The sequence below is a fragment of the Clostridia bacterium genome (assembly GCA_017394805.1).
In the GTDB taxonomy this organism is placed as follows: domain Bacteria; phylum Bacillota; class Clostridia; order Christensenellales; family CAG-1252; genus RUG14300.
In genome coordinates this window covers 148,280-162,222 of record JAFPXC010000013.1, presented here as the reverse complement: position 1 = coordinate 162,222, position 13,943 = coordinate 148,280, and the positions used below count along the sequence as shown (strand labels likewise).

General features: G+C 50.8%; 10 protein-coding genes and 1 tRNA gene. 2 read left to right on the top strand and 9 right to left on the bottom strand.

Features of this window, described 5'->3' with window-relative positions; translation table 11 throughout:
* From hisD to II896_03750, 8 genes are all read right to left on the bottom strand, one after another.
* Complete coding sequence (gene hisD, locus II896_03785; protein MBQ4443767.1) at positions 1–1,275, bottom strand: histidinol dehydrogenase; 1,275 nt, start codon at positions 1,273–1,275, stop codon at positions 1–3.
* Complete coding sequence (locus II896_03780) at positions 1,272–2,840, bottom strand: ATP phosphoribosyltransferase (protein MBQ4443766.1); 1,569 nt, start codon at positions 2,838–2,840, stop codon at positions 1,272–1,274. The genes hisD and II896_03780 overlap by 4 nt, the downstream gene beginning before the upstream one ends.
* Complete coding sequence (locus II896_03775) at positions 2,840–3,139, bottom strand: TrpR-related protein YerC/YecD (protein MBQ4443765.1); 300 nt, start codon at positions 3,137–3,139, stop codon at positions 2,840–2,842. The genes II896_03780 and II896_03775 overlap by 1 nt, the downstream gene beginning before the upstream one ends.
* 161 nt (positions 3,140–3,300) lie before the next feature.
* A complete protein-coding gene (locus tag II896_03770) occupies positions 3,301–4,488 on the bottom strand; it encodes a phosphoribosylaminoimidazolecarboxamide formyltransferase (protein ID MBQ4443764.1) in 1,188 nt (395 codons plus the stop codon).
* A gap of 12 nt (positions 4,489–4,500) precedes the next feature.
* Entirely contained in the window at positions 4,501–5,220 is a 720-nt protein-coding gene (locus II896_03765; protein ID MBQ4443763.1) for an inosine monophosphate cyclohydrolase, read from the bottom strand.
* A 547-nt stretch (positions 5,221–5,767) separates the two neighbouring features.
* The gene (gene upp, locus II896_03760) at positions 5,768–6,397 is read right to left on the bottom strand and encodes a uracil phosphoribosyltransferase (protein ID MBQ4443762.1); all 630 of its coding nucleotides are present in this window, start codon (positions 6,395–6,397) and stop codon (positions 5,768–5,770) included.
* A gap of 37 nt (positions 6,398–6,434) precedes the next feature.
* Complete coding sequence (gene rpiB / locus II896_03755; protein MBQ4443761.1) at positions 6,435–6,890, bottom strand: ribose 5-phosphate isomerase B; 456 nt, start codon at positions 6,888–6,890, stop codon at positions 6,435–6,437.
* 106 nt (positions 6,891–6,996) lie between these two features.
* Complete coding sequence (locus II896_03750; protein ID MBQ4443760.1) at positions 6,997–7,932, bottom strand: DUF4037 domain-containing protein; 936 nt, start codon at positions 7,930–7,932, stop codon at positions 6,997–6,999.
* 371 nt (positions 7,933–8,303) lie between these two features.
* On the opposite strand from II896_03750, the gene II896_03745 reads away from it, so the two are divergent.
* Positions 8,304–8,391 (top strand) — tRNA-Leu (locus II896_03745).
* 335 nt (positions 8,392–8,726) lie between these two features.
* On the opposite strand, the gene II896_03740 is transcribed toward II896_03745, so the two are convergent.
* Positions 8,727–13,313 (bottom strand): DUF4011 domain-containing protein, encoded by a 4,587-nt coding sequence (locus II896_03740; protein MBQ4443759.1) that lies wholly within the window; start codon positions 13,311–13,313, stop codon positions 8,727–8,729.
* A gap of 58 nt (positions 13,314–13,371) precedes the next feature.
* Here II896_03740 and II896_03735 point away from each other — a divergent pair, with 58 nt between their 5' ends.
* Positions 13,372–13,779, top strand: a complete 408-nt coding sequence (locus II896_03735; GenBank protein ID MBQ4443758.1) for a hypothetical protein — start codon at positions 13,372–13,374, stop codon at positions 13,777–13,779.
* Positions 13,780–13,943 lie beyond the last annotated feature (164 nt).

Here is a 13,943-nt window from a genome sequence, read left to right as displayed (position 1 = left end):
TCATTCTCCCTCGCGTATGGTCGCGCTGCGGGCGTGACCGGTCAAGCCCTCTTGGTTGGCGAAATAGGCGACGTCCTCGGCCACCTCGGACAAAGCCTCCCGCGTGTAGTAGGCGTATTGGGTCTTCTTGACGAAATCGTCCACCGACAAGGGGCTGGAAAACCGCGCCGTGCCGCAGGTGGGCAAGGTGTGGTTCATGCCCGCGTAGTAGTCGCCCAACGCCTCGGGGCAGTTCTCGCCGAGAAATACGCTGCCCGCGTTTTTCACCTTGTCAAGGTAGCGGAACGGCTCGCGCAAGACGAGCTCGAGGTGCTCGGGCGCAATCTCGTTGGCGATGGCGACGGCCTCGTCTATGGTGTCGGTGAGAATGATCTTGCCGTTGCGTTCGATGGACGTCCGCGCGATCTCCTCACGCGCCATGCCACGTAGCAACCGCTCTATCTCGGCGGCCACCGCCTCGCCCAACGCCACCGAAGGCGTGACGAGTACGGCGCTGGCGTTCTTGTCGTGCTCGGCCTGGGACAGCAAATCCGCCGCAAGGTGCGTGGGGTTCATACCCTCCTCGGCCACCACCAATATCTCGCTGGGGCCGGCAATCATGTCGATGGACACTTGGCCGAACACCTGCTTTTTGGCCTCCGCGACGAAGGCGTTGCCGGGACCTACGATCTTGTCCACTTGGGGCACGCTCTCGGTGCCGTAGGCCAAAGCGGCCACCGCCTGCGCGCCGCCCACTTTGTATATCTCGTCCACGCCGGCGACCATGGCCGCCGCGATGATGACGGGATTTAAGCGCCCGTCCTTGCCGGGGGGCGTGACGATGACCACTTTGTCGCACCCCGCGATCTTGGCGGGAATGGCGTCCATCAATACGGTGGACGGATAGGCCGCCGTGCCGCCCGGCACGTAGAGGCCCACCTTGGCCAACGGGGTGACTTTTTGTCCCAATACCACGCCGTTTGCCTTGCGTATTTCAAAGCCCTTTCGGCGCTGTCTCAGATGGAATTGGCGTATGTTGCGCGCCGAGCGGCGAAGTATGCGCAAAAACTTGGCGGGCACCACGGCCATCGCCTCCGCTATCTCGTCCTCGCTGACGCGTAAAGATTGCAATCGCGCGCCGTCGAATCGAGCGGTATATTCGTACAAAGCCGCGTCCCCGCGGGCCTTGACGTCCGCCAAAATGGCGGCCACCGCGTCGGCCACGTCGGCGGTGGGCGTCGGCGTGGACAAAATGGCGCGATCGACTACGTTTTTCGCTTCTATTATGCGTATCATTTGTTTTCCTCCACTACGCTGCCGAGGCTCTTGGCAAGCCCCGTGATCGTCTGCTGTTTGAACCGCATCGACGCCTTGTTTGCGATAAGACGCGCGCTGATGGGGAATATGGTCTCCACCACCTCGAGGTTGTTTTCGCGCAAGGTCGTGCCCGTCTCCACGATGTCCACGATGACGTCCGAAAGTCCCAGAATGGGGGCGATCTCAATGGAGCCGTTGAGGTGAATGACGTCGATATCACGCCCTCTGCCGCGATAGAACGCCCGCGCCACGTCGGCGAATTTGGTGGCTACGCGCAAGGGGCGCGACGCGTCCTCGACGAAGCCTTTTGGCGAGGCGACTGCCATCTTGCACACGCCTTTTTTGAGGTCCAACAACTCATACACGTCGGGGGCGTATTCGGCCAAAATATCCTTGCCCGCCACGCCCACGTCGGCCACGCCGCGCTCGACATAGATGGCCACGTCCGAGGGCTTCACCCAAAAGTAGCGCACCCGCTTTTCGACGTTTTCGAAGACGAGTTTGCGGCTCTCTTCCAACAAGGCGGGACAGGGATAGCCCGCTCGATCGAACATGGCGTATACCTTTTCGCCCAAGCGCCCTTTGGGCAGGGCCACGTTGAGCCAATCGTCCGAGGGAACGCCCGTCTCGCGCACGGTTTCGGAGGCGAGATCGGTGTAGACGGCAAAGCCGATGGCCGAGGCGTTGCGCTTGAACTTGCGCATGAGAAGATCGTAGCGCCCGCCAGACAGCACGGACGTGGGAATGCCCCGAAGGAACCCCTTGAATACGATGCCGTTGTAGTAGTTGACGTCGCCCACCACCGAAAAGTCCACGCGCATTTTGGCGGCTTCCGCACGCTCGGCGAGCAGGGACAGGACGGCGAGAAACTCGCGCGCCGCCTCGCCTACGCACAAGGGACTACTCTCGATGACAGCGATGGCTTGGGGCAAGGGGGCCGACACCCACAGTAGGCGCATGGCCTCGTCCGCGACCTCTTGCATGACGCCCTGCGCGGCGAATAATTCGGCCGCTTTGGCCTTGTTCTTCTGCTCCACGGCCTCGTACATGGCGCGCTTGTCGTCCGCGGAGAAACCGCACGCCGCGAAGACGGCTTCGGCCACCGCGAGGCTGGAAATGTCCACCACGCAGTCCTCGTTCATCATGCCGAGGCTCTTGACGGCGAGGGTGATGACCTCCGCCGTTTCGGCAATGCCCACGTCGCCGTAGCACTCCACGCCCGTCTGCCGTATCTCGCGGAAGCAGTCTTCGGGCGAAGGACGATAGACGTTTTCGCTGTAGAAGACCTTTTGCACGCCCATTTCGTCACGGCTCCCCTTGATGATGGAGAGCGTCACGTCGGGCTTGAGGGCCATCAACTTGCCGTTGACGTCCGTGAACGTGAGTACGCTGTCCGACACGAGAAAATCCTTGTTCATCGCGTAGAAGTCGTACTCCTCGAATTTGCTCATTCGATAGTAGCGATAGCCGCTATCGGCGTATAGTTTGCGCAACGCAAGCGCCGTGCGCTCGCTGCTTTGTAAAATGGCGTCGTCTATTTGCATTATCGTTCTCCCTTTTTGTCCTTGTAGATGGCGATGGCCTTGTCGTAGCCGCCCGCGCCGTATTTCAGGCAACGGCTGACGCGGCTTATGGTGGCGGCGCTCGTCTTGACCGTAGCCACGATATCCTGATAGGTCGCGCCGTCCGCGAGCATCAGCGCCGCCTCGAAGCGCTGGGCCATGTCCTGCAACTCCTTGACCGTGCATAAATCGGCGAAAAAGTCGTAGCAATCGTCAGCCGAATCCAGACGGGCAATCACTTCCATTAGGTTGTCGATGGTTTGATTACGTATTTTATCCATATTCTTTCCTCTTGCGCTTTAATGCTTTATCATTTTAGCACACTAAATTGATGATGTCAAACGATTGACGGGGGGAAAAACGCAACGAATCATAAAAAATGGGTGAAAAATCATAAAAAAAAGGGGGCAAAGCCCCCCTCTTGCGCACGACGCGCACAAAATCAATGGTGAAACAGGCGAATGCCCGAGAAGGTCATGACCATACCGTACTTGTCGGCTGTGGCGATGACGTCCTCGTCGCGCACCGAGCCGCCCGGTTGGACGACGTAGGTGACGCCGCTACGGTGGGCGCGTTCGATATTGTCCGCGAAGGGGAAGAACGCGTCGCTCACCACGGTGACGCCGCATATGCCCGCGAGGTAGGCGTCTTTCGCCGCCCGCGTGAAGGGTGCGGGGCGGGTGGTGAAATAGCGCGGCCAATTGGCGTCGGACAGCACGTCCTCCGCGTCGTAATCGGACAGATAGAGGTCGATGACGTTGTTTTTGTCCGCGCGTTTGAGGTCGGGACGGAAGGGCAAGGACAGCACCTCGTCCGTCTGCCGTAGGTGCCATAGGTCGGCTTTGCCCGCGGCAAGGCGGGTACAATGGATGCGGCTTTGCTGTCCCGCGCCCACGCCGATGGCTTGACCGTCGTAGGCAAAGCACACCGAGTTGGATTGGGTGTATTTGAGGGTGATGAGCGCAACGACGGCGTCTAATTGCTTGTCGGAGGGGAAGTCGGCGTTGGCGGTGACGACGCGCCCGAGGCTCTCCGTGGACAATGCCACGTCGTTGCGGCCTTGCTCGAAGGTGACGCCGAACACCTGCTTGCGCTCCACGGGGGCGGGCACGTAATCGGGATCTATGCGCACGACGCTGTAGTTGCCGCCGCGTTTGGTGCGAAGAAGCGCCAAGGCTTCGTCATTGTAGGCGGGCGCGATGATGCCGTCCGACACCTCGCGGGCGATGATTTTGGCAGTGGTGAGGTCGCACTCGTCCGAGAGGGCTATCCAATCGCCGAAAGAGGACATACGGTCGGTGCCGCGGGCACGCGCATAGGCGCAGGCGACGGGGGAATCGTTCAATCCCTCGATATCGTCCACGAAGCAGGACTGCATGAGGCGGGGCGAAAGGGGGTTGCCAATGGCGGCCGAGGTGGGCGATACGTGCTTGAACGAAGTGGCGGCAACCTGCCCCGTGGCCGCCTTGATCTCGCGGACGAGTTGCCACGAGTTGAGCGCGTCGAGGAAGTTGATATAGCCGGGGCGGCCGTTCAATATCTCGAAGGGCAATTCGGCGCCGTCTTCCATATAGACGCGCGCGGGTTTTTGGTGGGGATTGCAACCGTATTTCAAATAGAACTCTTGCATTTTTTATCTCCGTTACGCTTGATTTTTGTTGTAGATTTTCTCTTCCATTTCGCCCGTTTGTACGTTTTTGGCACATACGTATAGGGCTATTTTGTTACCTTCGTCCAACGAGGCCCACAGGCTGTCGCCCAAAGCGTCAAGGCTCGACGGCAGGCGCACCGCTCGCGGCGCACCGCAGAAAGAGGGCAAGGGATTGCCGTCCGTTTGGTAGGTGTGAATAAGATGGCCGAGCCCGTCCTTCCCCTCGTAATCGAAGTAGGCGCGAATGCAATCGGGGCTGTCGTCCGCTTTGCGAAGAATGCTCATGCCGTAGGTGTACGTGCCGCCTTCGCCAAAACTAAGCAAAGCGCTGATGCGCGGGGTGTAGTTGGGGGCGTCCGGCTCGTAGGTGCGTGTATCGAGTGCGTCCGCGAAGCCCTTGGCGCAAGACAGCGCGTCGTACACGGTATCGGTCTGGTCGCCGTTGGTGACGATGACGCCACGGGGCACGAAACGCGCCGCGCGATAGATGATAAGCGAAGGATCTTTGACCTTGCTCGCGTCGAATGGGCGCGTAAACAGGCTGTCGCCCTCGCGCACCAGCACGCGGTTGCGGCTGTTGTTGCTGCGCCCCATAATGAAGTAGGCAAAAACGGCGTATTTGCCGTCCGCGCTCTTGCCCACCAAGATCCCTCTGCCGGGATAGGCGTTGCCCGATAGCAATTCCTGCACGTTTTTCGCTTCCGTATCCATAGCCTCCTCCTTCACCTCGACCGCGTTTCTACAAAAAAGGCATACTCTCCCCGAGTATGCCCAGACGGTCGGCCTCTTGGTCCTTGCTCCCCGTGGTACGCTCCACTGATCCGTCAGTCACAAGAACGTATCCATTATACAACCATACGAACGCCGTAGTCAATAGTCCACCGCATTTTCGGTGGGAACGATGCGTAAATTATACGGAATTCAATCGCCCGTCGCCGTCGAATAACAAAACCGCTCCGTGAAAATCCGCGAAGCGGTTGCGTTCTACGACAAGTAGTCGCAGAATTGAGATGAGTGAGTGTGCTTTCTAACGAAGTGAATCGCGTGCCTAGTGTACTAGGCGTACACGGCGCAAGTGAACGAGCGAAGTGTTTTCACATAAAAACGTGGCTATACGAGAACGGGATAAGAAAGGCTCGGCTTTGTAATGAGAAAAGGGGCGTCCTAACGTCGCCGTCGAATACCCAGTGTACTATGACGTACACGGTATGAGCGGCAACGCGAACGTCCCCTTTTATCGCGCAAAGATGAGCCTTGTTTATTTCGTTCCGAAGATACGGTCGCCGGCATCCCCAAGACCGGGCACGATATACTTGTGCTCGTTGAGGTGGTCGTCCATGGCGGCGATGAAGATATCCACGTCGGGATGCGCTTCGGAGAGGGCTTTGAGGCCCTCGGGCGCGGCGATAAGGCACATGAACTTGATGGTCTTGACGCCCTTGGCCTTGATGAAGTTGATGGCCATGATGGCGCTACCGCCCGTGGCGAGCATGGGGTCGACCACGATGATCTCGCGTTGCTCGGCGTCAACGGGAAGTTTGCAGTAGTACTCCACGGGAGTGGCCGTCTCGGGATCGCGATAGCAACCGATATGCCCGACTTTCGCCGCGGGGACGAGCTTCAAAATGCCGTCCACCATGCCCAAGCCTGCACGCAAAATAGGCACGATACCGATTTGGCGCCCGGCCAACATCTTTTGTTTGGTTTTGCAAATGGGGGTTTCGATTTCCACTTCTTCCAAAGGAAGGTCACGCGTAACTTCGTAGCCCATGAGGAGAGAAATCTCGTCCAAGAGAGCGCGGAAATCCTTGCTCGGCGTGTTCTTGTCGCGCATCATGGTGACTTTGTGGGTGATAAGCGGATGATCGAAAATGACGATTTTGGACATATATGTAAACCTCCTAAAATTTTCTTACGTGTGACCGTCAGGAACGGCTCTTTTGACTCTTTTCGATAGCGGTGATTTTGTCGAGACGGTTTTGGTGGCGCCCGCCCGCATAGGGGGTGTTGAGCCAGATATCCACCAATTTGACGGCCTTCTCGGGGGTGACCACGCGCCCGCCAAGTCCCAAAATATTGGCGTTGTTGTGCTCGGCGGTGGCGGCGGCGCAAAACTCGTCGGACACGACGGCGGCGCGTATGCCGTCGAACTTGTTGGCGGCGATGGTGATGCCGATGCCCGTGCCGCACATCAATATACCTTTGTCGGCGGCGCCGCTCTGCACGGCCTCGGCGACGGGAACGGCGTAGTCTGGATAGTCCACCGAGTCGGTGGTGTAGGTGCCGTAATCTACGTATTCGATACCTTTGTCTTCCAAATATTTCAAAATGGCGGGTTTCAAAACGATGCCGCCGTGGTCGCAACCGATAGCAATGCGCATAGTGCTCTCCTCTCGTTTTTTGTATTGTACCCCATACCCGTCGGTGCTGTCAACGCATACGCGACAATAAGGTATCAAGAAATTTGATAGGGCATCGCCATTTTCGCTATACCCCGTGCATGACGTGCATGAGGCGCAAGGCAGAGTCCTTGATTTGACGGCGTACCTGGTAGGCGTGCGGCTCGAGATAGTCGTTGGGCGCGCAAGAAAGCCCCGCCTCGCGTAGGGCCTCGACTACCAGGCGGCACGCTTCGTCGATGAGCGCGACGTCCTCGCCCAACGTGGCGACCGTATGCGAACGGGTGAGCAACGCCGTAAGCTGCGGACGAACGGCCTGTCCCAAGGGGAACTCGTCCATGGCGCGCAACAGCCACTTGTAGTAGGGCGCGTATCGCCCCGCCAACAGGAACGCGGCCCTGGCTATATGCTCGACGAAGACGTGCAAGGCAAGCACCGCCGCGCCCTCTTCGCCGTGCGCCATACAGCGCGCGTAGTTGTACTGACCGCTCTGCGCGGCGAACAACAAATGCGCCGCGAGTTTTTTGAGCCGAACGTCCTCAGGGTAACGCAAAAGCCCCCTACGTATGCGGCTGAACGCATCCAAATCGTCGCGGAACACGACGCCGTTGGTCGCTTCGGCCAAGTAGGTTTCGTCGATGGCAAGCCACGCACGCAAATCCACGGGGGGCTGTACGTCGCCCACGTACGGACGGTAAAAATCGGATATGCGCATGACGCCGCGATAACTTTGGGCGTCCATGCCCGTGCGAGAAAGGCGCACGCCCTCGTACTCCTGCGGAAGATGGAGATAGGCGGTCTGGAGTTCTTGGCCGAACGAAAGATAGTCCTCGTCGGTGAGCCATAGGCAAAAGCCGCCACTGAAATCGTGATCGCGCGATACCTCGTCGTCATAGCCGAAGCACTCGCTGCCGTGCCCGACTAGACCGACGGCGATGCGATCGGCCACGTCGGCGAATTGCGCCGCTATCATGGGCGCGCCGAATTCTTTGTAGTAGCGTTTGGACAACTCTATTCCTTTCATACCGTCTCCTCTTTCGGTGCAGCGTGGCACGACTCGGGAGTATTATACAACCATACGAACGCCCATCCTTACGAATGGTATCTATACTGCGTATGGATTGGTCGCTGCGCTCCCTGCGTTCGGTTGCGATGGTGCGCAAGCGTTATGCAAATACTTCGCTTCGCTCGTGCTTGCACGCTTGCTTCGATTATAGCATACTTCGCCGCCTTGCGCCAAACGAATGAACGCAGCAAGACGATTCGGCCTTTCCTCTCCCCTTCTTGCGCCAACGCGACGCGCATACCGTCAAAACTTTTTGTGCCTTTCGGCAATTTTTTTATCAAAAATACTTGCCAAGCACCCGCCATTATGCTATTATTATTGAGCAATATGCCGAAGTGATGGAATTGGTAGACGTGATGGACTCAAAATCCATTGTACTAACCCTACGTGCGGGTTCGAGTCCCGCCTTCGGCACCAACACACAAGACACAGACCTCTAGGTCTGTGTTTTTTTGTGCGCGAAGTAGCATCTGTGCTTGCACAAGAGACGACTTTGCACACAAAAAATAGCACAGTATGTGCGTATCTTGTGTGTTGGTGCACGTCCCCCTTGGAAGGGCGGGACGGATTTTTCGCCACAGGCGAAAAATCTTGTACCACCTCTCACCATATCCAAATAAAACGAACCGTACTTCGCGGTTCGTTTTGTTTTACATGAAAGATTGCTTTGGGATAGGGTTTAGCAGGAATAATAACTTTTGAGTCTATTAGTATTTCTTGCATCCCATCTATGTTCAAAGCTCAATTACAAATCATTGATTAGGCTTTATATAGGAAAGTACTCCATTAGATTCCAAAACGTTTTTACACAATTTGAGTGCAGTATTTAGTCGACCATAGATTGCATCCCCGGTACGAGAAAAGCCTAGTTTTTGTACAATAAATTGGAAAAGATTGTTTTTATTTACCGTTACGTTCTGACGTACAATTTCCTCCAACCCGTTGGCCAATTCCTCTAAAGCTATATACTTGATTTCACGAGGAGAAAACTCGTTCTTGCCAGGTATACGCAACATGGGTATTGGGGCACCTATACGGTAAAGGAAGCCATCTTTTATGGCAATGCCTTTACTTTCGCATCCCCACATAAGCCTTTCATATTCATCACGAACCACGCTTGTTACTTTCTCTCTTCCGAAAATAGGAACTATCCGTTTCAACAGCCATTCCTCTGAAACAGGTGATTCTTTCTCGACTATAGAACGAATGAGGGCAAATGGATTGCTGTATGAATACTCTAATTCCCAAATTGAATAACTACGATAGATAGGGAAATCAAAACCAATGTCATCATTTGTAACCTCAAACGAAGGTGTGTCTTGCTTGGTGTCAACAGGTACTTCGGTAAAACATGTAGCCTTGAGCGCACTTGAGGCGGCGTCAAGAAGCTTTTGTTGTTCGATTGCTTTGTTTCTAAACCAATCAGTTGACCAAATACGATAGAACTTCCATCCCATACGCTCTAAGATTTCTTGACGTAATCTATCGCGGTCGCGTGCACTTCTTGAAGAATGATATGAAGCACCGTCACATTCGACGGCAAGGAGATAATGAGATGTGTTCGGTTCTTTTATTGCAATATCTATTCTAAACGAAGAGCAACCTACTTGTGTATCTATTGCATAGCCATTATCACGCAAATAATCACCAACTTCTAATTCAAAGTCAGAGTCATATTGTTCAAATGCATTCACTTGAATAGAACGCTCTAATGCTACTGTTCCATTCTCGGCATAATCCAAGTACTCTCGAAGCAAGCGAGTTCCATTAGAACTGGTTCGGGATAAATCGATGTTAAAAGCGTGAATGGATGATACAACTTTTACATTGTACTTAGCACGAGTAACAGCAACATTCAATCGCCGTTCTCCGCCATCTCTATTGAGGGGACCAAAATTCAAAATAAATCGACCTTGTGCATCTGGAGCGTAGGCAATACTAAAAATGATGGTATCTCTTTCATCGCCCTGCACGGTTTCAAGATTCTTTACAAAAAACGGTTCCGGTCGCTCAGTATTAAAAAAGCTTTCTTTAGAGACATCCTTTTGACGCCTCATTGAAATTAAACGATCTATCAATTCTTGTTGATTAATGTTGAATGCCACAACGCCCAAACTTCTATTTGGGAACTTTTCGAAATGGTCAAATACCATGTCAACAATAGCCTCTGCTTCAGCCCTATTTGTTTTTGTCTTTCTATCATATGTACCATTAGCGTTATAATAATTAACACCTACACCATCTCCATCTTGTAAAGCCGAAGGAAATGTGACAAGATCATTTTCATAAAAGTTTTTGTTTGAAAAGGCGATTAGTTGTTCGAATCTGCTTCGGTAATGCCACTTCAACCGAAGTTGCGGCATAAAAGACGAGCATATATCTAGTATTGATTCATAATCTGCAATACCTTCATCCTCATCTTCATCATCATCCTCTGTCAATGTCATAAAGAAATTGCTCGGTGGCATTTGCTTTGAGTCGCCAACAACAATCAACTGTTCTCCTCTATATATTGCGCCGACAGCATCCTGTGGCAGTATCTGAGATGCCTCATCAAATATAACAACATCAAACTTTGTTTCGGGGGCCAAGTAAGTGCTTACACTTAATGGTGACATTAAAAAGCAGGGCTTGATTGTTTGTATTAGTTCACCCGTTTCAAGGAGTAATGTTCGGATGCTTTTTAGTTTTCGTTTCTTTTCTCCTTCTCGCAAGATAATAGACGTTGAACTACCACCTGTAACCATATCCAAATCTGGGCGTTGTGCAGAAAGCTGTGATTTTATGTATGCGCGATTAATATCAAAACGCAAAGTGTCCTTTTGTCGGAACGTACTAATAGAATTATCATGCATAATACGTGTTAACGACACGAGAATAGGACTACTGTACATAATATTATCAATCCATTGAGTGATAAATACTTTTTCATATGCATCGCAAAGATCGTTGGCATGCAACCCTTTATCTATTGCAAAATCTATGAAGTCTTGAAGTCCCAAATCTTTAGCACTACCCATGAGCCTACTAAAATCGCTCCAATGCTCCATTAAATCGTATGATTTAAGCATAGCCTCCAATTTGTTTTGAACGCGATCAAACGAACTTCCTGCAATATCAAATTCGTCTGAGAAAAAGCTGTTTACAAGGCTATTATACTCTTGTTCCGTGCTATCTAATGTTTGCTGAATGATTTCGACATAGGGCTTGACATCCAACATTAACGTTTTGTAAGACTCATTAGTTATTGCACTAAATGCTGCTAAATCAAGCGTCCAAGTGTCAAGCTTGGATAGCCGATCCAACATCGTAATGATATCTTCATAACTATCAATGATTGTATCATCAACCTCGTCAAAATAGACGGCCAACGCTTCAAGTTCAGCCTTGTATTTTGCTTCGCTTTTTCTATAAGCACATATTTTTTCGAGTATTTCCGTCGCAGTTCGATAAGAAACCTTCTTCCCTCTTGAATAATTCTCAATTAAACAACAAATGTCCTTGTATTCTTTGGAAAACAATCGTGCGATAATACTGTGATACTTGTTCGTCAACAAATTATAATAACGTATCGCATCAATGGTTAAAATATCCTCATCGAAATATCTAGTAACTAAACCCCGAATCTCATTGAGGTTGTTTCTTCTTTCTTTTGCTTTCGTTAGAGCCACGCGACAACGCTTACGTGTTTCGGGTGCTATAAATAATGGATAGAACCATACGGATCCCGCCATTATTTCAAGCAATTCCTTTATTTGTACTATATCATTTGAACTGATAATTGCAATATGAAAGCGTGTTTGTATGCTTTCCGCTATAGCCGATAAGGCTATACCGCGGTTGATGACAGCCTCTAACGTATGCCTCAATTGTATTTTGGCTTCATATGTGCAACTACCCACCTTGAAACCATACCAAGGGGATTTGTGATAATCCTCCCCTATCGTTGAAGCAAAAACTGAATATCTTGATAATAATTCTAAAACATCTTTTAAATATGCCTTTCCTTTGTTTTGTATATTTGGGATAACATATTCTAGTGTTTGTGCAGAACGACAAGCTGCTGCGCTTTCAAACAACTGATACAAAGTCGTTTCTATAACAGGACGAACCGTATGCAACTCGGTTGTATAATCATCTAGACATTTTTGCGTACGGTATAATTCATCTAACTCTGTTTGTGCGCGAGGAGATACAATTGTTTTTGGTGCTTTAATGGTTCTTATGAGTTCTTTAACAACATCTTTTTTGTTTGCCTTATGACTATGCAACTCCAAACAAAAATCAGCCAACCCAACTCTTTTCAACTTATCATGCACGACATTTAGAGCTGCAAGCTTTTCAGAAACAAACAGCACCTTTTTCCCTGCGGAAAGACACTCGGCAATGATGTTAGTAATGGTTTGACTTTTCCCAGTCCCAGGAGGCCCTTGTATGACAAAACTCCTACCGCTTTGCGCCATACTTATCGCCTCAATTTGGCTGGAATCCGCATCTATTACTTCATGGATGTTTCTTATATCTATTGGTTGTTCGGTAGATTTTTCGTACTCAAATGATGCACTCTCCTGTTGATACTCATCCCCGAGCATACCTTTCACGTTCCCATTTTGGGCAATCAAAGCGGCATTATCTTTGATGTCCTGATACATATTTATTTTCAAAAACGAAAACAAACCTATTTTGCATTCATGAGAAACATCCCATTTGAGTTGAGATAGCAAGTCTGCAACATAATTGAGATATCCAATAACGCCTGTATCATCATAAGCGTGCAGTTTAATGCCATATTCGTTTTGTAGTTTATATGCAAACGTCGGGTTAACGATAATATCATCTACAACCGAGATATAAAAAGGATCGATCGAAGAATCATTGCGAATAGTAATGGGGGCAAGTAGTACAGGCGCACGCATAACGATTTCCGAGTCTTTGCTTTCAGTCCAATGTACAAACCCCATGGCAATATAAGCGACGTTAACACCAGTTTCCTCCATCGCGGATGCCGCTTTTTTCGAGATAGATTTTAGCACATTTAGATGCTTGCCTCTTTTGCTATAAACCACAATTTGGTTATGACGAATTGCCCCACGACAGGAGGCAATATAATTATCTTTTGAAATAGTTTCCGCGCCATCTTCATCGACAAACATCGGCAATGTTTCGGGGAAATAAACCTCTAACGTGCCATTAGAGCACACAAGGGAAAAAAGTCTATCAGGAGATGGAAGCACTATTTCCAAAGTAGAAGAAACAGTGTCTCTAAAATTGACTAGATTATTTCGTTTACCTGTGTCTAATAATAATTCAGCCCACCCGTCTATTCGTTCATTCGTCATAGCAGTACTCCATAGCATTTATCATACTATTCTTCGACACTAAAGTCAATAATGTGGCATGAAAACGACAGGTAGACTGGGAAAAGCCATCAATCTACAGATATTTCATATCCGCACTGTAGATGATTATTGTGAAAGTGCCTCCGCTATCCGTTCTAAGAACAACTTAACTTCTTCTATAGAAAGACATTGTTTACACCACTCTTCAACTATAATACTCCATATTTCTTGTTTCTATGCGCTGGTATTTGCCGTTACTCACGAATACGCCGAGTTCGGTGAGTGCTACTCTTTCCTCTATATCCCGGACGAGAAAGACGAATGGGACGATATAATTATGTTTTACAATACTCCTAATACCTACTACGCCTTTGCTTATGTCTGGAACAAGGACTATGTCTACGACAGCGAGTTCGGCTCAATCCTTGTGAAGACCCGTTACGGTGGTCTCAAACGCGTTGCTTAATGGAAGTGCTAAACAAGAAGTGTGATACAGCCTTTTATTCTATCCGCTGAACGACCAATTTGGCATGTTGGGTTGGGGCACGTCCCCTTTGGAAAGACGGGACGGATTTGGGGAGCATAGCGACCAAAATCTTATACCGCTTGTGTGGGAATAGACGAATACAA